The organism is Methylicorpusculum sp. (genome assembly GCF_030651835.1).
In the GTDB taxonomy this organism is placed as follows: domain Bacteria; phylum Pseudomonadota; class Gammaproteobacteria; order Methylococcales; family Methylomonadaceae; genus Methylicorpusculum.
On the sequence record NZ_JAUSBX010000144.1, the window covers coordinates 45,948 to 67,698 of the forward strand.

General features: G+C 45.8%; 19 protein-coding genes and 3 tRNA genes. 20 read left to right on the top strand and 2 right to left on the bottom strand.

Annotation, left to right across the window (positions count from 1 at the left end; genetic code table 11):
• From mch to fae, 4 genes are all read left to right on the top strand, one after another.
• Positions 1-984 carry a methenyltetrahydromethanopterin cyclohydrolase gene (gene mch / locus Q7V32_RS18495; RefSeq protein WP_304898461.1) on the top strand — a complete coding sequence of 328 codons (984 nt, stop codon included), beginning with the start codon at positions 1-3 and terminating at the stop codon, positions 982-984.
• Between the two features lie 73 nt (positions 985-1,057).
• Complete coding sequence (locus tag Q7V32_RS18500; RefSeq protein WP_304898462.1) at positions 1,058-1,975, top strand: RimK family alpha-L-glutamate ligase; 918 nt, start codon at positions 1,058-1,060, stop codon at positions 1,973-1,975.
• Entirely contained in the window at positions 1,975-2,823 is an 849-nt protein-coding gene (locus Q7V32_RS18505; RefSeq protein ID WP_304898463.1) for a triphosphoribosyl-dephospho-CoA synthase, read from the top strand. Before Q7V32_RS18500 ends, Q7V32_RS18505 begins: the two co-directional genes overlap by 1 nt.
• 122 nt (positions 2,824-2,945) lie before the next feature.
• Positions 2,946-3,455: a formaldehyde-activating enzyme gene (fae, locus tag Q7V32_RS18510; RefSeq protein WP_159658431.1), complete on the top strand. Its 510-nt coding sequence runs from the start codon at positions 2,946-2,948 to the stop codon at positions 3,453-3,455.
• A gap of 207 nt (positions 3,456-3,662) precedes the next feature.
• On the opposite strand, the gene Q7V32_RS18515 is transcribed toward fae, so the two are convergent.
• Complete coding sequence (locus tag Q7V32_RS18515; protein WP_304898464.1) at positions 3,663-4,355, bottom strand: HisA/HisF-related TIM barrel protein; 693 nt, start codon at positions 4,353-4,355, stop codon at positions 3,663-3,665.
• A gap of 124 nt (positions 4,356-4,479) precedes the next feature.
• Here Q7V32_RS18515 and Q7V32_RS18520 point away from each other — a divergent pair, with 124 nt between their 5' ends.
• The 13 genes from Q7V32_RS18520 to Q7V32_RS18580 all read left to right on the top strand — a co-directional run bounded on the left by Q7V32_RS18520 (position 4,480) and on the right by Q7V32_RS18580 (position 15,293).
• Positions 4,480-5,478 (top strand): ATP-grasp domain-containing protein, encoded by a 999-nt coding sequence (locus Q7V32_RS18520; protein WP_304898465.1) that lies wholly within the window; start codon positions 4,480-4,482, stop codon positions 5,476-5,478.
• Entirely contained in the window at positions 5,468-6,526 is a 1,059-nt protein-coding gene (locus tag Q7V32_RS18525; protein ID WP_304898466.1) for a hydantoinase/oxoprolinase family protein, read from the top strand. Before Q7V32_RS18520 ends, Q7V32_RS18525 begins: the two co-directional genes overlap by 11 nt.
• A gap of 11 nt (positions 6,527-6,537) precedes the next feature.
• Positions 6,538-7,911, top strand: a complete 1,374-nt coding sequence (pabB, locus tag Q7V32_RS18530) for an aminodeoxychorismate synthase component I (protein WP_304898467.1) — start codon at positions 6,538-6,540, stop codon at positions 7,909-7,911.
• Positions 7,908-8,459, top strand: a complete 552-nt coding sequence (locus tag Q7V32_RS18535) for a uridylate kinase (RefSeq protein WP_304898468.1) — start codon at positions 7,908-7,910, stop codon at positions 8,457-8,459. The genes pabB and Q7V32_RS18535 overlap by 4 nt, the downstream gene beginning before the upstream one ends.
• The gene (locus Q7V32_RS18540; protein ID WP_304898469.1) at positions 8,460-9,134 is read left to right on the top strand and encodes a DUF2959 domain-containing protein; all 675 of its coding nucleotides are present in this window, start codon (positions 8,460-8,462) and stop codon (positions 9,132-9,134) included.
• 119 nt (positions 9,135-9,253) lie between these two features.
• Positions 9,254-10,291, top strand: a complete 1,038-nt coding sequence (gene recA, locus Q7V32_RS18545) for a recombinase RecA (RefSeq protein ID WP_304898470.1) — start codon at positions 9,254-9,256, stop codon at positions 10,289-10,291.
• Between the two features lie 39 nt (positions 10,292-10,330).
• On the top strand, positions 10,331-10,789 hold the full coding sequence (locus Q7V32_RS18550) for a regulatory protein RecX (RefSeq protein WP_304898471.1): 459 nt from the start codon (positions 10,331-10,333) through the stop codon (positions 10,787-10,789).
• 36 nt (positions 10,790-10,825) lie between these two features.
• A complete protein-coding gene (gene alaS, locus Q7V32_RS18555; RefSeq protein WP_370691484.1) occupies positions 10,826-13,429 on the top strand; it encodes an alanine--tRNA ligase in 2,604 nt (867 codons plus the stop codon).
• Between the two features lie 18 nt (positions 13,430-13,447).
• Positions 13,448-14,677: an aspartate kinase gene (locus tag Q7V32_RS18560; RefSeq protein WP_304898472.1), complete on the top strand. Its 1,230-nt coding sequence runs from the start codon at positions 13,448-13,450 to the stop codon at positions 14,675-14,677.
• 93 nt (positions 14,678-14,770) lie between these two features.
• Positions 14,771-14,962: a carbon storage regulator CsrA gene (gene csrA / locus Q7V32_RS18565; RefSeq protein ID WP_159658441.1), complete on the top strand. Its 192-nt coding sequence runs from the start codon at positions 14,771-14,773 to the stop codon at positions 14,960-14,962.
• A 7-nt stretch (positions 14,963-14,969) separates the two neighbouring features.
• Positions 14,970-15,061 (top strand) — tRNA-Ser (locus Q7V32_RS18570).
• 62 nt (positions 15,062-15,123) lie between these two features.
• Positions 15,124-15,200 (top strand) — tRNA-Arg (locus Q7V32_RS18575).
• A 17-nt stretch (positions 15,201-15,217) separates the two neighbouring features.
• Positions 15,218-15,293: transfer RNA gene (locus Q7V32_RS18580), tRNA-Asn, on the top strand.
• 1,679 nt (positions 15,294-16,972) lie between these two features.
• Here the strand turns inward: Q7V32_RS18580 and Q7V32_RS20885 are convergent.
• On the bottom strand, positions 16,973-17,152 hold the full coding sequence (locus Q7V32_RS20885) for a helix-turn-helix transcriptional regulator (RefSeq protein ID WP_370691481.1): 180 nt from the start codon (positions 17,150-17,152) through the stop codon (positions 16,973-16,975).
• A gap of 501 nt (positions 17,153-17,653) precedes the next feature.
• Here Q7V32_RS20885 and Q7V32_RS18590 point away from each other — a divergent pair.
• From Q7V32_RS18590 to Q7V32_RS18600, 3 genes are all read left to right on the top strand, one after another.
• Positions 17,654-19,708, top strand: coding sequence for a TonB-dependent siderophore receptor (locus Q7V32_RS18590; RefSeq protein WP_304898474.1), 2,055 nt, complete (start codon positions 17,654-17,656; stop codon positions 19,706-19,708).
• A complete protein-coding gene (locus Q7V32_RS18595) occupies positions 19,696-21,060 on the top strand; it encodes a cytochrome P450 (protein WP_304898475.1) in 1,365 nt (454 codons plus the stop codon). The genes Q7V32_RS18590 and Q7V32_RS18595 overlap by 13 nt, the downstream gene beginning before the upstream one ends.
• A gap of 81 nt (positions 21,061-21,141) precedes the next feature.
• Positions 21,142-21,630: a hypothetical protein gene (locus Q7V32_RS18600; RefSeq protein ID WP_304898476.1), complete on the top strand. Its 489-nt coding sequence runs from the start codon at positions 21,142-21,144 to the stop codon at positions 21,628-21,630.
• Positions 21,631-21,751 lie beyond the last annotated feature (121 nt).

Sequence of the window (21,751 nt, forward strand, 5' to 3'; positions counted from 1 at the left end):
ATGCATTACACAGCTAGCGTTAATAAACTGACTCAACCTTTGGTTAAGCAATTGATTGATCAGGCGGATAAATTTCGGGTGGGCGTGGAGAAGCTCAAAAACGGGTGTACGTTGATTGATGCAGGTATCAAGTTTCCTGGTGGACTGGAAGCAGGCCGGTTGATAGCTGAAATATGCCTGGGCGGGATGGGAACGGTAACCTTGTCGCACAGTACTTATACGGCCGATTGGCCGCTAAGCGTCAATGTGCATACCGGTAATCCTGTGTTGGGTTGTCTGGGTAGCCAGTATGCGGGCTGGAGTTTGTCACATGAAAAATACTATGCGTTGGGCTCGGGTCCTGCTCGTGCAATGGCGTTTAAAATTAAAGACGGGAAACGTGAGCCGGTAGAAGAGCTCTATAAAGAATTGAGTTATCAGGATAGCGCTGACGAGACCGTTCTGGTCATAGAAAACGATGCGGTACCCCCTTTGGCAATTGTAGAAAAAGTAGCTAATGCCTGTGGGGTTGAGCCGTCGAAATTGACTATTGTCGTAACGCCTACCAGCAGCCTCGCGGGGGGGGTGCAGGTCGTGTCGAGGGTGTTGGAGGTGGCCATGCATAAAGCCCATGCGCTGCATTTTCCTCTGGAAAATATTGTCGATGGCAGTGGCAGTGCTCCAATCTGTCCACCTCATCCTGATTTTATCAAGGCGATGGGCCGTACCAACGATGCCATTTTGTTTGCAGGCCAAGTGCACTTGTTTGTAAAAGGTAGCGATGCGGATGCTGAAAAACTGACTAATGAATTACCTAGCTCAACCTCTAAAGATTACGGTAAGCCGTTTGCACAAGTCTTCAAGGAATATGGTTATGATTTTTTCAAGGTCGATCCTATGTTATTCAGTCCGGCCAGCGTCATCGTGACTGCAGTGGAGTCGGGAAAAAGTTTTAGAGCCGGGCAGTTAGATAATGCATTGTTAAATCAATCATTTGGCAGATAAGAAAGAGTCAGATCGATTTCAGGGGGGCGCATTGTGTGGTCTCTTCAGCAACTTAAATCCTTGATTGATTATTGTGGGCAGCATAGCAATTTTTACGGACGATCCCGGTTGGCATGGCAAACAGCTGGTTCAGGCGTTTGCCAAACGGGGCTATGACAGCGTTTATAGCTCTTTGACGGCCTGTAAGATTCAATTGGAACATGAGGTTTTGCCGATTCATATTCCTGGTTTTGAGCTATCGCTACCGGATGCTGTCTTCGTGCGTGGTGTTCCCGGTGGCTCGCTGGAAGAAGTGGTTTTTTACCTGGATATTCTGCATGCGTTAAAAGTTTTGGGTGTTCCGGTTTATAACGACGGTCATGCGATTGAGCGCAGCGTTGATAAGGCGATGACCAGTTTTTTGTTGCAGCACCATAGGATTCCTACTCCGCCTACTTGGGTGCTTAGAGACAGGGAAGATGCTTTGGCTTTGGTGGAGCAGGAATTGAAGAATGGCCAAATGGTCATCAGTAAACCTCTGTTCGGCTCGCAAGGTGAGGGTATCCGGCGCCTGGAGAAAATGACGGATTTGCTCTGGCTGACTGGCAGTCAGGGTGTTTACTACCTGCAGCGATTTGTTGAGTGTGAAGGGCTTGGCTATTCGGATCATCGCGTCTTTGTAATCAACGGCAAGGCGGTTGCGGCAATGCGCAGAAAAGGACTTTCCTGGTTGAATAATGTAGCTAGGGGGGCTGCTTGTGAAGAAATTGTCCTGGATTCGGTCATGGCCGAGCTGGCGGTTCAAGCCGCTCAGGCTTTATCGATGAGCTATGCAGGCGTTGACATTATTCGCGATAAAGAGGGTCGCTATCAGGTGATTGAGGTCAATAGCATCCCCGCATGGAAAGGCTTGCAGAGTGTTTGTAATATTTCCATTGCCGACTTGTTGGTTGAAGATTTGCTTATGCAGCTTAGCCGTTCCGGTCAATCACGACTCATGGCGATGGCTTAATGATTTCGCACTCACAGCTGGCGGAGCTTTATATAAGCGCCTGCGAAATTGAATTACAGGCTTTTAAGCCGGGTAATGTCAGTGTTTATGCTCCGGGTCATGATATGACAGTCGATGATTTCAGGCTCAGTGCTGCCGCAAGTGCAACGGCGATCTGTAACCCCGGCTACTCATTAGGTGAAAAAATTTATTTTGCGGTGCAAGCCACACAAGAAGCGGTTGGCTGCAACACCAATTTGGGTATTATTTTATTGTGTGCACCATTATTTGAAGCTGTGCAGCAGGCTATTGCCGGGCAATCGATAAGAGTCAGTCTGCATAATGTTCTTAATCAAACGACTTGCGAAGATGCTGAGTGGGTGTTCAAGGCCATTGCTTTGGCATCACCCGGCGGTTTGGGGCAGGCCAGTGAACAGGATGTTCATTCTGCACCTAGTGTTACCCTGGCAGATGCAATGAAATTAGCTTGTGAAAGGGACAGAATCGCCTTGCAATATGTAACAGACTTTAAAGATATTTATGAATTGAGTATTTTAAGCTATAATGACGGCTTAACTCGATGGGGTTCACATTATTGGGCGGCGGTTTCGGTATATACTGCGCTTCTTGCTCGCTATCCTGATAGCCACATTGAGCGAAAATATGGCGATCGTTTTACCGGATGGGTGGCAGAGAAAATGGCTGCTATCAATTCGCAGCTGCAGGGTGCAACTGATCCGGAAGATATATTGCCTTTACTTTATCAGGTGGATAAAGAATTAAAAGCGCATCATATCAATCCCGGAACGACTGCAGACCTGACAGTGGCGACGGTGATGGCTGTATTTTTAGAGGATCTTGTCAAGTAGGTGATTTATACTTCAGATAAGGTTTCAGAAGGAATTGATCACTTAAAATATACCCGTGACATTTCCTAATGTCTGTATAGATTTAAACTTTTTATTTTTTTTCTCCGAAGGAAACAACAAGCATGGCTAAAATTACAAACTTACGCGTAGGCGAATCATTAATAGGCGAAGGCAACGAAGTTGCACACATCGACTTAATCATTGGCCCACGTGGTTCAGCTGCAGAAACTGCTTTTGCTAACACTTTGACCAATAACAAAGACGGCTTTTCAAGCTTATTAGCTGTTGTTGCACCTAACCTGATGGTTAAACCTGCAACTGTTATGTTCAATAAAGTAACCATTAAAGGTTCTAAACAAGCTGTTCAAATGTTTGGACCAGCACAACGCGGCGTAGCTATGGCTGTTGCTGATTGCGTAGAAAACGGCACAATTCCAGCTGACGAAGCAGACAACCTGTTCGTATCAGTTGGTGTTTTCATTCACTGGTTAGCTGAAGACAACGCTAAAATTCAAGAGTACAACTACAAAGCAACTAAAGAAGCGCTTGAGCGTGCTGTTGCCGGTTTGCCAACTGCTGCTGAAGTAGTTGCTGCTAAAGGAACTGCTGTTCATCCTTTTGCTGCTAACTAAGCGATTCATTTCGTCTGGTTAAAAAATACCCCGTTTCGGGGTATTTTTTTGCCTGAAATATTGGTACGCCTTAATTTTTCGTATCTTCACCCCCTCCAGTTTTATAGGATGTAGGTAATTGATTGAAAAGGCTTCTGCAACAGGACGTATTCACCTGTCCTTTGAAACCAAGCATCGACACCCTCAATTGAAAGCGGGCGGGTAGCTTCAATTTTTCAGATGTTCGAGTTCTTTTTTGCCGATAGCCCCGGAATGCAAAGCGCTGGCTACCAGTGCTTGGTGTATGTCCAGTTTTTTTAGTGCAATTAAATCAGCCTGATTGCGAATGCCACCGGCTGCGACAAACTGCTTGTCTGGATAGTGAGTTTTAAATTGCTTCAGCATTTTAAAATCAGGTCCTTCAAAACTGCCGACTTTATTAAGATTCATGATAATGATGGTTTCAGGCCAAAATCGAATGTCTTCAAATACAGTTGCCGTGCCCAGTTTTTTATCTTTAGCGTGATCCAGGGATAAAACGTAGCTATCGTTTATCAGCATTAAATGGGCTAAATCTGACTCTTCAAGTGATTCTGAGCCAATGACAGCAATGGCATTTTTAAATTCACTGTAAAGTTTTTCAAAATGCTTATATCCCTGATCTATCCAAAATATAATGTGCGGGAAACTGCGGAGAATGTCTTTAATCTCTTTTTGATGTGAGCCATTACCCGTGATAGCGTCAAGATCTGCCAGATAAAATAAGTTAAAGGGATGCAGCTTGAGTAAAGCCTCAATAATGGATTTAGCCTCGTGGCTTGTGCTTAAGCCCGATTTTATAGGTTGGTAGTGCTCTCTTTGGCCGTATTTAGCCGCAACGACACAGCCGTCTTTTAAATCAATGACCGGTATTATCTGCATAGCATTTATTAATAGTGTGTTACGAGCTCGTTAACAGTATCGGCACTTCTCTCTGAACGGTTATGTTAATGGAATGTTACAATATCATCAGTTATTTTTTGAACTGTGACTCGATTGAGCCAATATGAAACTCCTGGTTTTTGAATATATTACCGGTGGAGGTTGTTGTTCTGAACTTGTCCCGGAACATCTGGTTAACGAGGGACTATTGATGCTGACCGCTTTGTTAAGGGATCTTGCGGAATTGGATGATGTCCAGGTCACTGTTATGCTTGATGCCCGAATATTGAACTCGATCAGTTTCGATTTCACTCGGTTCCGCACCGTACCTGTTTACGCAGAGCCTGATTGGATTGCGCTTATGGAAATGCTCTTGCCCAGTTGTGATGCTGTTTGGCCTGTCGCACCCGAAATAAATAATACGCTTTTGAATTTGACTCAGCGCATTAATGCGCACGGTAAAATACTTTTGTCATCTTCTGAGCAGGCGGTGGCGTTAACTGCTAATAAATTTAATACCTGGGAAATACTTGCAGCCCATGGCATTAAAGCGGTGCCAACCGAACGCTATCATTCAGAACATTTAGCAAAACCCGGCCGGTTTGTCGTCAAACCGATTGATGGCATGGGTTGTGAGACGACTTATCTGATAGATAATGGCATTCTTTCTTTCGAGTTGGTTTCTCCGGAGCGCTACATTATTCAACCCTATGTTGAAGGTAGGACAATTAGTTTTTCCTGTTTGTTTGGCTACGGAAATGCAAGACTCATTTGTGTCAATACGCAAGTGATAGCGATCGATGGCGGTCTATTCAAATTGGTTAAATGCCTTGTCAATTCAGATGTTCAAACTTCAGAACATCAAGAATTAGTCGGTCGGATTGCCAAGGCTTTTCCCGGATTATGGGGTTATGTCGGCATTGACCTGATTGAACATGACTCACAACTATATGTTTTAGAAATTAATCCTCGATTGACTTCGTCTTATGCCGGTATTTATGACGCATTAGGGCTTAATATTGCCGGGGCTGTTATCCAAATGAATGAAAAAATCCCAGAACTTGTGGCTATAAACGATAAAACTGTAACTGTTCCCATCAGCCGGGTCGCCAATGGAAATTGACGTGATAGGTTGGGATATTGGTGGCGCGCACCTGAAAGCAGTGATGTTGGATGCTCAGGGTAGCCCTGTCCAGGTTTTGCAATATCCTTGTCCTTTATGGAAAGGCCTGGATCAATTGCGAAGTGCTGTTAATGAATTGCTGAAAATAATGCCGTCTCCTGCTGCTCACCATGCAATAACAATGACGGGCGAATTGGCGGATTGTTTTCAAAGCCGGGCAGAGGGTGTGGAGCAAATCCTTAACGTCATGAAGTCAGTGCTTTCGGCTGATGATTTGCTCGTATACGCTGGGTCGCTGGGTTTTCTGCGTGCGGACTCAATCACCGAAGCACATTATCAGGCTATTGCTTCTGCTAACTGGTTGGCGAGTGCGGATTATGCGGTGAAACATTGCGGCAACGGGCTTTTTATCGATATAGGCAGCACCACGACCGATATACTGGCGCTGGTCAACGGGCAGGTGCTGGCGCAAGGGTTGACCGACTATGAACGACTCATTACCCGTGAGTTGATTTATACCGGGGTGGTTCGCACGGCGGTGATGGCAATTGCCAACCGGTTTTTTTTCAAAGGTCATGATGTGGGTGTCATGGCTGAATATTTTGCAACGATGGCGGATGTTTACAGACTGACAGAAGAGCTGGATGAGGCGCATGATCAATACGAATCAGCCGATGGTGCGGAAAAAACCCGGCAGGCCAGTGCGAAACGGCTGGCGCGGATGATAGGGATGGAGTGGCAAGATGAGCCTTTTTCCAGTTGGTCACAATTGGCTCAGTCAATCCGGGCGGAACAAGTTCGAACCCTTCAGTTGGGATGCGAGCGGCAATTGTCGAGAGCTTGCTGGACAAAAGTCCCACCCCTGATTGGTGCCGGTGTGGGTCGCTTTTTGGTTAAACAGCTGGCCGTTAATATGCGCATGTCTTATGTGGATTTTAGTGACTTGTTGCCGGTTGTACCGGAAACATTGGGATTAAGTCCTGCTGATTGCGCGCCTGCGTTGGCCGTTGCTTTCTTGTCAAGAAGCTTAAAAAATACAGTTAACTGAGCATTGACCTCATGTCTTCACCGATAAAAACAGTTCAGCCGCTGCCTTACTTCGAGGATAGCGCACAACTTTTTGAGCCTTTGTCCGGACAGCCTTGGGCGGTGTTTCTGGATAGCGGTTTCCCCAGTGTTCAACAAGGCCGATTTGATATCATCGCGGCCGAGCCGGTTTGCACCTTGATGACGCATGGACTGATCACAGCCATTGAAAGAGATGGAGAAACCGTTTTTTCGGATGAAGATCCTTTCGAACTTGTTAAGCAGGCTTTGACCCTGGATTGGCCCGCCTTGCCGGATATCCCTTTCAATGGTGGTGCGATCGGTTATTTTGCTTATGATTTGGCGCGTCGTTTGGAAAAATTGCCGCAAATCAGCGCCGACGAGGAACATCTTGCCGAAATGGCGGTAGGAATTTATCTTTGGGCTGTGGTGGTTGATCATGAAAAAAAACAAAGTCAGCTGATCGGTTATCTGACTGAAAAACAGCGTGAAGACCTGGTTGGCCGCTTCAGTCGATTGCCGGAGGCGAGCCCTGAAAAACAATTTGAGGTGACCGGGCCGGTAGCCTTCAATATGAATAAAGCCGACTATGAAAAAGCGTTTAATCGGATCAAACACTATCTGAAAGAGGGAGACTGCTATCAGGTTAATTTGTCGCAACGGTTTTGTGCGCCTTGCCGGGGCGAATCCTGGACGGCTTATCTCAAACTCAGAGAATTGAATGCGGCTCCTTTCAGTTGTTTTATGAAAACGCCTGAGGCAACCGTTCTGAGTTCATCGCCTGAACGCTTTCTCAAAGTGCATGAAAGATTGGTTGAAACCAAGCCGATTAAAGGAACGCGTCCTCGCCGGGCCATCATTAAAGAAGATCAGGAGCAAGCCGCATTATTGGAAAACAGCGATAAAGACCGTGCTGAAAATGTGATGATTGTCGATTTGCTGCGGAATGACATCAGTAAAACTTGCAAAAACGGTTCTGTAAAAGTGCCTAAATTGTTTGCTATCGAAAGTTATGCGACTGTTCACCATTTGGTGAGCACCGTGACAGGCGAATTGGCAGACGGTAAACATGCACTGGATTTACTTAAAAGCTGTTTTCCGGGCGGGTCGATTACTGGAGCTCCAAAAATTCGAGCGATGGAAGTCATTGAAGAACTGGAGCCGAATAGGCGCGGAATTTACTGCGGTGCAATCGGCTATATTGGCTTTGATGGTAATATGGATACCAATATAGTCATCCGAACATTAATTGAATCGGCGGACACGATACGTTTCTGGGCGGGCGGGGGCATTGTCAATGATTCCGAAATGGCCGCCGAATATCAAGAGTGTTTCGATAAAGCATCTGCACTGCTTAATGTACTTCAGCAAATGCAACCCGCATGAAGGTTGTAAAAGTTGGCGGTAGTCTGGAGCGCTCCTGCAACTTAAAGACATACCTGACGAAAATTGATCAGCATTATCCTGCGGGTTTAGTTATTGTAACTGGCGGCGGGGTCTTTGCCGATACCATTCGGCAAGCTCAGCAGCGCTGGCACTTTGATGATGAATGCGCCCATCACATGGCGATTATTGCAATGCAGCAAATGGCGCTGTTGTTTCAATCGATTCTGAGTGACTTCAAGTTTGCGGATGGTTTAAAAGAGATAAAAGAGAGATCAAGCAATGGCGAGCGCTTGATCTGGTGGCCCGATTTTAAATTGCTGAACCAGGCTGGAATTGCTGCTTGTTGGGATGTTACGTCGGACAGTTTGGCGGCCTGGCTCGCCAACGCGGTGAATGCCGATGAATTGATTCTGGTTAAATCGGCGGAGATTCCGGCAGGTTTGAATCTGTCCGAACTAACCCGATTGGGTATTGTCGACCCTTGTTTTATAGAATTTACGCAAAACACCGCTTATCGCATTACCCTCATTAATAAAGATGCACTCTAAATGGAAGATATTAACCTGATTCAAAAAACTGTAAATTTGATAAACCGTTATTTACAAAGACAATTACGGAAAGTTTATTACCAGGCAAGGGAGTCTTTGGGGCATCATAAACGGGACATCGTTGTCTGTCAGGTTGAACAGGCCTGCGAAAGTTTACAAGATACCAAGGTACACTTTGAGGGTGCTTTGGAGCGGTTTAAATCCATTGTGGTTATGGATGAATCGTCGCTTGAACATAAATACAAACTTTTGCAGCGGCAATATGATTTTTGCAAGATAAAGGCCGATACGGTAACTCAGCGGATCAAAGCTATTGAAGACGTTAGTGCTGCACTGTTTGTCGAGTGGGAAAGTGAATTGAATGAATATTCCAACCGGTCGCTAAAAGCCCGCAGCCGCCAGCAACTTAAACTTTCCCAGCAGCATTATGCAAGACTGATCAAAGCCATGCAGCGTGCTGAAGCAAGAATATCACCGGTGTTAATGGCGTTTAAGGATCAGGTCCTTTATCTCAAGCACAATCTGAATGCTCAGGCTATTGCAGCGATAGAGCATGAATTTATAGAAATCAGCCTGGATATGTCTCAGCTGATTCAGGCAATGGAAATGACGATTGCCGAAGCCAGCCAGTTTGTTGCGAGTTTATCTGAGCAAAAAGCGTTGCCGGGTTACTGAACAGCACGCTGTTTAACGTGCTTTTCCTCTTGAATTACCCGGCAATATTAACTGTGTTAAACAAATGCCCTATGGCATAATAAACGCCATTTTTGGGGTTGACTAAAAGGCAGGACATAATGGATGAGAACAAGAAAAAAGCGTTGAGTGCGGCATTATTACAGATTGAAAAACAATTTGGTAAAGGCTCTGTCATGCGAATGGGAGATAGCACTGCTTCCCGCGATATTCAAGTCGTCTCAACCGGTTCTTTGACCTTGGATATCGCCTTGGGATGTGGCGGTCTGCCGCGAGGGCGTATCGTTGAGATTTACGGTCCGGAATCTTCCGGCAAAACAACGCTGACCTTATCCGTCATTGCCCAAATTCAAAAATTAGGTGGCACAGCAGCATTCGTCGATGCTGAACATGCGTTGGATCCCAGTTATGCCGAAAAAATTGGTGTGAATGTCGATGATTTGCTGGTTTCACAACCCGATACCGGCGAACAGGCCTTAGAGATTACAGATATGCTGGTACGCTCCGGCGCCGTCGATATTGTGGTGGTTGATTCGGTTGCAGCGCTGACACCCAAAGCGGAAATAGAGGGTGATATGGGCGATTCCCACATGGGATTGCAGGCGCGCTTAATGTCCCAGGCATTGAGAAAACTGACCGCCAATATCAAACGCTCCAATACTCTGGTCATTTTCATCAATCAAATTCGTATGAAAATCGGTGTCATGTTCGGTAATCCAGAAACGACCACAGGCGGTAACGCGCTGAAATTTTATGCGTCAGTACGGTTGGATATACGCAGGATAGGTTCAGTCAAAAAAGGCGAGGAAGTTGTCGGTAACGAAACTCGTGTGAAAGTCGTCAAAAACAAAGTGGCTCCCCCTTTTAAACAGGCAGAATTTGAAATTCTCTACGGCGAAGGCGTGTCATTTTTCGGAGAACTGGTAGATCTCGGGGTCACCTACGGATTTATCCAAAAAGCCGGTTCCTGGTACAGTTACGGCGATGAAAAGATTGGGCAAGGCAAAGATAATGCTAAACAATATTTTAGGGAACATGCCGATAAAGCCAAGGAAATTGAAGAAAAAATCAGAAATGAAGCATTTGGTAAAGTCAGTCTGATCGAAAGTGTTGCCGACGATACGCTGACAGAAGAGTAAGTAAAAATATACTAGTTGCGCTTGGCTGCACAAAGTTGAATGGAATCAAAAAAAAGGATTAAAGAGATTTGTTTAAGTCTGCTGGCACGACGAGATCACAGTTTGTTGGAGTTGATCAGGAAGTTGAAGGCTAAAGGATTTGAGCTTTCATTGATCAATGAAGTGCTTGCCCAATTGCTTGCCGAAAACTACTTGAATGAACAACGTTATGCAGAGAGTTTTACTCGGCAGCGCATTTTAAAAGGTTATGGGCCCAAGCGAATTGAGTACGAGTTAAATCAGGCGGGCATTGATGATTTTGACATGGATTCTGTGCTTGATGAAACGGCAGGCACTTGGATGGATGTTTTAGCCAAGGTTTATGAGAAAAAATTTTCACAAGAGACCGTTATAAGCCCAAATGAGTGGGCTAAACGCAGCCGTTTCTTGCAACAACGAGGTTTTACCGGTTCCATGGTCAGCGCCTTGTTTAAGACATTAAACATACGATTTGAATAAGTTCCAAGACTTGTAAACACTATCATGATGAAAAATATGACCAGCGCCGAATTGCGCTCCGCCTTTCTGAGTTTCTTTCAGAACCGCGGGCACTCCGTTCAACCTTCCAGTTCTTTGGTTCCCGGTAACGACCCCACTCTGCTCTTTACCAATGCCGGTATGGTGCAGTTCAAGGATGTATTTTTAGGACGCGAACACCGTGACTATACCCGTGCCGTCACCAGTCAGCGTTGTGTCCGGGCGGGTGGTAAACATAACGATTTGGAAAATGTCGGCTATACGGCCCGTCATCACACGTTCTTTGAAATGTTGGGTAACTTCAGCTTTGGCGACTACTTCAAAGAAGATGCCATTAAGCTGGCTTGGGAGTTTTTAACCCAAGAGCTGAATATTCCGGCTTCAAAGCTCTGGATAACGGTTTTCGAGGAAGATCCCGAAGCAGAAAAGATCTGGCTGCAAGATATAGGTGTCGATCCTGAGCGATTTTCAAGGATAGGCGCAAAAGATAATTTCTGGGCGATGGGTGATGTAGGGCCTTGTGGACCCTGCAGTGAAATATTTTATGATCACGGTGAAGGTATCGCTGGCGGACCCCCTGGTTCGCCTGATGAAGACGGTGATCGTTATATCGAGATATGGAATCTCGTATTCATGCAATATGATCGCGATAAAGACGGTCAACTTCACCCTTTGCCTAAACCCTCGGTAGATACCGGTATGGGTTTGGAACGCATATCGGCAGTGATGCAGCATGTACACAGTAACTATGAAATTGATTTGTTTCAGCAGTTACTCCAGGCGTCAGCCCGCTTGGCCAACACCAGCGATGTGACGAATAGTTCGTTGCGCGTCATAGCCGATCATATTCGCTCGTGCGCATTTTTGGTGACTGACGGAGTGATGCCTTCGAATGAAGGGCGAGGTTATGTGCTGCGCCGCATCATAAGAAGAGCGATTCGCCATGGTTACCGTTTGGGTATCAGGGATATTTTCTTCTACAAACTGGTCGCTCCGTTGGCGAAGGTAATGGGCGAAGCCTATCCCGAACTGGTTCACGCCCGAGAACAAGTAGAACGCGTTCTAAAAAAAGAAGAAGAGCGTTTTGCTGAAACGCTTGAGCAAGGCATGAAGATTCTCGAAGCCTGCGTTGCCAAGTTGGAAGGGGCGACGATACCCGGCGAAGTGGTTTTTCAGCTGTACGATACCTACGGTTTTCCTGTTGATTTGACCGCCGATTTTGCACGTGAAAATAATTTAACCGTTGATCATGCCGGATTTGAAACCGAAATGGCTGCGCAACGGGATAGGGCGAGAGCTGCCAGCAATTTTGGTACGGATTATAAAAACGCAATTGCTATCGAAGGGCGGACTGAGTTTACCGGTTATGATCACCTTGAAGATCAAGCGAAAATTGTCGGATTATTTATGTCAGGACAAGCAGTTGATGCTCTTAATGAAGGGGACGAGGGTATTGTCGTACTGGATAAAACGCCTTTTTACGGTGAGTCCGGAGGGCAGGCGGGTGATTGCGGATTACTGGAAGTCAATGCTTCAATTTTTCGCGTTGATACGACGCAAAAGCAAGCCGGAGATCAATTTCTTCATAGAGGTACCGTCATAGCCGGTAGCTTGAGTTTAAATCAAATGTGTGTCGCTAAAGTCGACATGAATAATCGCAAGGCGACGGAACTGAATCATTCAGCTACCCATTTACTCCATGCTGCGCTGCGAAAAACCTTAGGTGAACATGTGGTTCAAAAAGGTTCGTTGGTGAATTCCGAACGGCTTCGTTTTGACTTTGCACATTTCGAACCTGTTTCTGAGAGCGAGTTAAACACGATTGAACAGTTGGTCAATGATCACATACGCTTGAATGATCCCGTAATTGCTGAAGTCATGGACAAGGAATCTGCCATGCAGGAAGGTGCAATGGCGTTATTTGGCGAAAAATACGGCGAAGAAGTAAGGGTGTTGAAAATCGGTGATTTTTCGGTCGAGTTGTGCGGTGGAACCCATGTCAATCGTTCGGGCGATATTGGTTTGTTCAAGATTGTCAGTGAAACTGGGGTGGCTGCGGGAATAAGGCGAATAGAGGCTGTTACCGGAAAGGCGGCAATGGATTGGCTGGACTCCAGAGAGAAAACCTTATCACTGATCGCCGGCTTGATGAAAGCGCCGCAAGATAAGGCTTATGAAAAAGTGGAGCAGCTGGTAGAAAAATACAAGCAGCTGGAAAAAGAACTTGAAAAGCTCAAGTCTAAACTAGCTAGCTCTGCCGGGACTGAACTCTCCTCTCAAGCCATAGATATTAATGGCGTAAAAGTATTGGCAGTCCGTTTGGACGGCATTGATCCAAAGTCCATGCGAGAGATGGTCGATCAGCTGCGTAATAAATTAGGCTCATCTGCAGTAGTGCTTGCGACTGTTGCAGAGGGTAAGGTCAGTCTGATTGCCGGCGTTTCACCAGATCAAACCTCACGCATCAAAGCGGGAGATCTGGTCAATCAAGTCGCTTCAAAAGTAGGTGGTAAAGGGGGAGGTCGTCCGGATATGGCTCAGGCTGGCGGGAATGACCCCACTCATTTGGATGAGGCATTAAGTGCTATTCCGAAATGGGTTGAACAACAGTTAAGTTCTTAAGTCAGGGAAAAAACAAGAATGGCATTATACGTATACAAATTTGGCGGTACGTCTGTCGGTTCGGTTGAGCGAATCAAAGCGGTCGCTGAACGCGTTAAAAAAGTACATGATCAAGGTCATCAATTGGTTGTGGTTGTCTCGGCAATGAGCGGAGAGACTAATCGGCTTATCGGGTTGGCCAAAGACATCCAGCAATCACCCAGTTCTCGAGAATTGGATGTGCTGGTATCAACTGGCGAACAAGTCACGATGTCTTTACTAAGCATGGCGCTGCACGATCTGGGATGTCCGGCTTGCTCATATACCGGAAGTCAGGTAAAGATTTTAACCGACAGCAGTTTCACCAAAGCTAGAATCCGTAAAATCGATGATGCGCGGATGCGTAAAGATCTGGATTCTGGTCGGGTTGTTGTGGTCGCCGGCTTTCAAGGTGTCGACGAAGACAACAATATCACCACATTGGGTCGTGGCGGCTCTGACACAACAGCGGTTGCGCTGGCGGCGGCACTTAAAGCGGATGAATGTCATATTTATACCGATGTTGACGGGGTTTACACAACAGATCCCAGGGTAGTACCCAATGCCCGTCGATTGGATAAAATTACGTTTGAGGAAATGCTTGAAATGGCCAGTCTTGGCTCTAAAGTGCTTCAAATCAGATCAGTTGAATTTGCCGGTAAATATAACGTGGCATTGAGAGTTTTATCATCATTTCAAGATGGTCCCGGGACCCTTATAACGTACGAGGAAGATCAAATGGAACAAGCTTTAATATCCGGCATCGCATTCAACCGGGACGAGGCGAAACTCACTATCACCGGTGTTCCCGATTTACCCGGAGTTGCCTTTAAAATTCTTGGCCCTATCGCCGATGCAAATATTGAAATCGACATGATTATTCAGAATATTGCGGGAGACTTAACTACTGATTTTACCTTTACAGTCAATCGTAATGATTACCCGAAAGCCAAAGAAATACTCGATTCAATTTGCAGTGAGCTTAATGCCAAGGCTGTCACAGGTGACGATAAGATCGTCAAAGTATCCATAGTAGGTGTCGGAATGCGATCTCACGCAGGTATTGCGAGTACCATGTTTAAAACCCTGGCTCAGGAAAATATTAATATCCGTATGATTTCGACATCGGAAATTAAAATTTCAGTTGTCGTAGATGAAAAGTACCTTGAGCTTGCCGTGAGAGCTTTGCACGAAGCTTTCGACTTAGAGCATAAGCCCCAGCAAAGATAGGCTTTATTTATCTATTTAATCTGATATAATTATCGTCTTGGTTGGTTACTGCATGAATGCAGTCTATATTTTAAAATACAAAAGGGAGAAGCCATGCTTATCTTGACTCGTCGGGTAGGAGAGACTTTGATGATTGGTGATGAAGTGACTGTCACTGTTCTTGGAGTTAAAGGAAATCAGGTTCGCATTGGTGTAAACGCACCTAAAGAAGTCTCTGTTCACAGAGAAGAAATATACGAAAGAATTAAAAAAGAACAGTCAGAGTCGACAGGTTCCCAAGAGTAAATAAATTGGAGAGTTGGCCGAGAGGCTGAAGGCGCTCCCCTGCTAAGGGAGTATGGGCTTTAACTCCCATCGAGGGTTCGAATCCCTCACTCTCCGCCAAATTTAGTAAGATAAAGCTTGACACAAAAATAATAAAAAAAGATAATAAGCGGCTAAATTAAGCGCCCGTAGCTCAGCTGGATAGAGTACTCGGCTACGAACCGAGCGGTCGGGAGTTCGAATCTCTCCGGGCGCGCCAATTTTAAAAAAAGTTATTCCCCTGTAGCTCAGTCGGTAGAGCGGGTGACTGTTAATCACTAGGTCGGCGGTTCGAGCCCGTCCGGGGGAGCCAATCAAGATAAGGGCTTAGCAGAAATGCTAGGCCTTTTTTTTGGTCTTCAACTTTAGTAATGTCGCGTTCAATGTCGCTTTGTGCAAAAACGCAATTTATATTCATTTGTGCCTTTTTTGAGCGCACTTCCTGCGCTCGTGATCGGCAATCAGTGTCGCGACCACTTTGTCTGCCTGTTTCTAGGTCATTCCTTATTCTGTCTTTCACATTTTCCATTATGTGACTATCTGCGCACTAATGTCTTGTTGTTTTTCTTCATCAGCTGCAGAAACCGTCTGAAGGTGCCCGTGACTTGTGGGCCAGATAAGATTATCTTATTATATGTTCCCGTTTCTCTGACTTTTAACGTCTCTGTTTCACCTAAAAAGAGCAGTTAAAACTTGTTAAACTGTCCTAAAATATTGAAATTACGGGACAGTGAGGCAATTCTGCAAGAGATCATGACTTTGCCAATGGGTGAAACTCAATCGAAAGTATTTAACCCCGGAGAATAGCCCGTTGTGGTCGATACCTTTGGGGGACGTATTCATGTCAAATGGAATCACCAAGCAGCGGTGCCGCCGCTGAGTCAGTTGTCGTTTTTTATTGTTTACCTTCATGTCAGTCAGTGGCTTGTTTAACCAAGGGCTATCCAAGTGTTCATTACAGTGGACGAGCCTAATGCGCCGACCAAAACTGATGTAGTGGGAGTCGTCTTAGCGTCGGTGCTCCCCGATCTTCAGTGTTAAGTGCGCATCAATGCCTTGCGGGGTGATGGCATCAATCCCGGTTTTTTAGGCATGAGTAAGGTGGTCAGCATAGATTCGATGAGGTTTAGTTTCAGCAAACGATCGAAAGAGGATAGCTTTCTTTTGTCCCCAGTGAGTCTTGATCGTGTCTATGCGCCGGTGTCGGTCGAGTCCTGGGTTCCGGAAGCGGTGCTACCACGAATAAGACGGTTTCCGGCATCAGTAAGGTGCAAAAGTCGGTGACAACCTGCCTAAGCCGGGACGCCCGTCGCACACCTATTTTATCGATCTGATCGCTATTCTGCGCTTGATTCTGGAAGTGGAAGTCCGGAGCGGTAAGCAGATGGCCTCCTAACAAGCGCGCCCGGGATATGGAAATGGCTCAAAGGCTTGTGGTGAAAACTGGCTGGCGCGGCTCCCTCCCTCGATCGGCTCATGCGAGGCTGCGACTGGGTGGATGACTACGAAAACAGTGTCTTGATGACTTCACTGGAGACGAAATCTGAGCGTCGTTCGGTTCTACCGGAACCGCGCCGACGATGAAAACAACTTCGACGAGTTGAAAAGCCACGGAGGCTGTTTTACCATCCAAAAGCTAATGCGTTGACGTGCGATGGCTAGGATTACTGCGCTGATTTATAACAGCTGGGGCTTTTTCATTCGACTGGCCAATCCGGATCAAAAGCGAAGCGATCATCCAGCTGCCGAGGAGTGGAACGATCTTGCGGGAGAACCGAATAGTCAGTTTGGTGTTGGTCAAATACCTCAAAGGGCTCCAACTTCAGCCGCCGGATTGCCTGTAGCACCGGTTCAGAGGATTCAGCCACTTAAAGGTTTTTTCTTCTATCATGCGGAATTTCTGGCCTTGTTCAATACTATCCAGGTTAATGTTGCCAAAAAGCCGATTCGTTCGGCAATAGCGGGCAGTCGTTTGAATCTGATAATGAGTCCTTACATTGTAGAGTCAATCAGCGCATCAAGATCTTCACGTTTACAGACGGTCGCGCGTGCGCTTATTTTAGCAGTTGGAATTTTTCCTTTCGCGACTAAGCGCCAGAATGTAGCGATACTTATGCCTAAATATTCAGCAGCTGATTTGGGTCGAAGATAAATTAGAGTTGGCTTATTCATAATATCTCTCTTCCGAATGGGTCAGTTTTGCTCGTGTTTTATTGAATCAAATGTTGTCATTCAGTCTGCAGAGCTATCATTTATTAATTTTTTAAGAAAAACTATTCAAAACCCTAATTTGATTTGTGAAGAGTTTTTAGTGTCAATCACAGAAGGAGGAGAGGAATATTGCCAGGCAGGTTTCAGTGCAAACCGGCAATCGTTCGCACTAAATTTATTGGGTACTCGTTTGGCGAGATTTTGGCTCTGTAGAATTCAAAATCAAAATAAGGCTGTTCGTATGGGTCTGTTGTGATATGACTTTTTCCGTAGGTGTGCTGTGCGCGGTTTGATAAGCTGCTGTCTGTATTAAACTGAAAGTAAAAAAGCTTGCGCAGTACAAATCAGTTGTATAGACTAATTGTCAAGTAGATGTACTAAACTGTATCTACAATTATATATATTTTCAATGCTTTAAGAATATCGTAAGAAAATATAAATAATTGCAAAAGGTGGGGTGGCATGAAAATGACAAAGCAACTGCTAATTATCGTCATTTTATTACCGGATTCCATCCAAGCAATGGATGACTTGGAGTTGATATACGGTAATGAGAAAATGATTTCGATAGCATCCGGCCACCCTTTGCCAATAAAACTTTCACCGAGCGTGACCTCTGTCATTTCCGATAAAGATATTGAGGCTATTGGTGCCAGACGGTTAGAGGATATTTTGGAATATCTACCCGGTATTCATGTCAGCAATGCCAGGGCGGGCAATCAAGTGATTGGATTTCGGGGTATCTATTCCGAGGCGAACACCCAAGTCCTGGTGTTAGTCAATGGCATTCCGCTTAGAAATACCGCAATTGGTGGTAAGCCGCTTGCCTGGACCATGCCGGTCAAAAATATAGCTCATATCGAAATTATCCGCGGTCCGGGATCGATGCTTTATGGGGGCGACGCGACTACCGGGGTTATCAATGTGATCACCAAAACCGGTGGAGAACTAAAGGGCGGCACTATCGGCGGCTTCTTTGGCAGTCAGGATACCTACGAAGGCTGGGGGCAATACGGCCAGAAAGAGGCCGATTGGGACTACGCGGTTTCTCTGCAGGGCGGCACAACCCATGGAAGCCAGGGGCGCATCAATCGTGATGCTCAGACAGTATTGGATGAGGTGTTCGGAACAGCTGCATCCTCTGCGCCGGGTACCACGCACTTTGGTCGTGACGATATCGATGCGCGAATGGATGTGGCTTACCAAGATTGGCTCAGGCTCAGAATGGGGTATCAACGATTCAACAATGTGCAGACCGGGGAGGGTGCTGCGCTCGCGCTGGATCCGAAAGGCGCAACCGATGAAGATATTTATAATCTTGATCTGTCGGTGAAACATAAACTTTCTGATGCCTTGGGTCTTGATGCCACATTCTATTTTTTAGGACAAGACACGAACTGGGATTATAAGTTATTGCCGGCCGGGACTTTTGGCGGCTTACTGCCCCAAGGTGCGGACAGTCAAGCCAGTAACTTTCAGGGAACTACCGGACTGACCCAGCAATTGACTTATACCGGCAGTCAGAAACATAAAATGACCCTGGGTACTGGCATCATCTATCACTGGGTGGATAATGTCAGTAATAAAATCAACTACCTGATTACACCCGGCTTTGTGACGCAAATACCTCCGACTGAGGTGTCGGTGTTTGGACAAGATCCGGTGTTAATGTCTAAAGATCGGACAAACTTATATGCCCTGTTCCAGGATGAATGGAACTTTGTCACGGATTTCTATCTGACTACTGGATTGCGGTACGATTATTATTCCGATGTCTCCGATGGTATCAGCCCACGCGTCTCGTTAGTCTGGAATGTCAACAGCAATCTCACTGCCAAATTACTCTACAGTCGGTCATTCCGACCGCCGTCTTTTCTTGAAAAAAACTTGCCATTAACGCCTAATGCGAATATTAAATCTGAAACCGTCAATACCCTAGAGTTTCAGATTGAAAACAAATGGTCCCCGGGTCTGGCCACTTCTGCCAATGTTTACTGGTTTGAATTTGATAATTTGATCACTTCAGTGAGCGATTCGACCTTAACCTCCATGACCGCTGTTTCACCCAACCCGGTCGGTTTTAGCAATGCCTCAAAAATTAATGGCATTGGCTTGGAGACAGAGGTCCGATATGCCTTGAATGAGAACCTTAACTTTTCAGTTAATTACAGTTATCACGGCGTCAGTGAAAGCAATCAAACGGGTCTGTTGCCTGAACATATGGTGAAATCACTGATCAACTGGGAGTTTGCCAGAGACTGGCAAATTGGGACGCAAATGAATTGGGTAGGGGAAAGACGTCGCCCCGAAAATGACCCAAGAGCCAATTTAGAGGGATATTTTATTTTAGGTGTGACACTTTCGACGCAAATTGCCAAACCCCTTGAGCTAATTCTGAGAGTCAACAACCTACTGGATACCAATGCGAAAGAGCCCAGTTTAAATCCTTTATTATTACCGGGGGATGTTCCCATTAACGAGCGTTCCTTAGTCGGACAAATTAAATGGACGTTTTAAGATCAGCGTTACCGCTCATTAAAGGCCCTGCCGTTATTATTCCAGTACTTCGATCTTTGCACCGACCCATTAAAGCGCTAACCTCTATTCATCAGCGTCATGGCGATCTCGTTTTAGCCCGTTTTTTCAACAAGAAACTCCTATTTGTTCGTCATCCTGAGCACATTGAGGAAGTCTATGCACAAGAAGCGAGAGGTTTGTTAAGTCGAGATTTTCTTTATGAGGCCAAAAAATCATTATTTGGCGATGGCTTGGTCAATAGCAAGACCGAAATTTGGACTAAGCAACGACGCCTGATGCAGCCGATATTTACCAAGGAGGCGATTAGCGAATGGGAAAAGGTCTTTATCCAGGAAGCCACACGCGCAAATGCGCGATTACTCTCGGTAGCTCCTGGACCGATCAATCTCTCCATCGAGCTAAAGCAATTGATTCAAAGAATATTTATTCAGGTCTTAATGGGGCGGTCTGTTGACACACTCCCCAATAGCAAGGAATTAATCCAGGCCATTGAAATTATCAGCGCCGGTTTATTGCTGCAGATAGTGGCGCAAATTATCAGTAATGGCACCTTGATGACGTTGATGCCCAGCAAAAACAGAAGCTACCATGCCGCCGTTAACCAACTATCAGACTTTATGAGTCAAGAAGTAACCCGGCAACAACAGACCGCTGAGCACAGTCTTATTTCGGTCATGCAACAGGCAAGCGATACAAAGACCGGTTACAGCATGACCCCTATGCTCTTGAAGGATGAAGCCATTAATTTATTTTTTGCCGGGCAAGACACCGCCTTGAATACACTGGCTTGGTTTTTTTACTTGATCGGCAGAAACGAAAGCGTACACAATAAAATAACCAACGAGGTCAGAAAGTATCAAGATGTTTCATTGAATGCGGCAAACTTGGAGAAAATGACCTATACCCGAGCGGCTCTGTATGAAACCCTGCGGCTTTATCCTCCGGCTGCTGCCCTGGCAACCCAAGCCATTGCTGAGGTTGCCATAGATGATTTTGCCATTGACCAGGATACGATTGTCATTTTGAGTATGTATGCTGCACATCGCCATCCCGGGTTTTGGGAAAAACCCAATGATTTTTATCCTGAGCATTTTCTAAATCTTACCTCCGAGACCAAGCGGCACAAGTACGCATATTTTCCGTTTGGAGGAGGCTTACACAATTGTATTGGTCGTCATTTTGCCGAGCTGGAAATGATGATCATCATTGTGACCCTATTAAGGGTATTTACCTTTAAAACCTCCGGTGACATTCAAGAAGCTGCGAGTATTACCCTAAAACCGAACAAAGACATTATTGCAGACATGAGTGTTGGTTTTGACCTGTGCTGATTGGGGTGAAAGGATCTTGTGGCTTGGGCCAACACAGGCAATCCTGGGCAGTATTCTTTTGCAAATCTTGGAGTAGCGTTCATGAACTTATTGATAGCAACAGATCCTTTCGGTAACGCTGAAGCGTTACAAGCCTCGCTGGTTGCAGCAGAGATTGAGCTTGATGCAGTGACTTACGTGGAATCGGCCAAGGCACTCATAGCTGCCTTAATGGCAGGCAGCTATGATTTCATCTTGACTGAATACACAGTCGCTGGCCTCGATATCTGGCGGCTATCGAAACTGATTAACTCGGCACATTTTAGTGCGCACGCACGCCCCATTCTTCTGATTAAAGAATCCAGTGAGATCGACATTCCAGTATTGCTCGCCAAGGAATATGGTTTTACTGTCGTGTCATTAGAGGATTTAACAGCCATGCTCAAATTCCATGATCCAGTTCATGGGCGCCTAGGTGAGTGTTCATATCCTGCCAGGAATACAGTAATCATTATTGAAGACGATAAAGATTCAGCTTTATCTGCTTATCATGCGCTCAAAGAAACCTATGATCCTAAAAAGAGCGGTTGAATCCACTAAGCAGGCGCTGACAGGCATTCCGGCGACTGCAATTGACGCCCCTTGAGATACTTAACCAGCGCTAAACTCAAGATTCGGTACCAGCGCTGGATCGCTGTCAACTGCTCCGCAG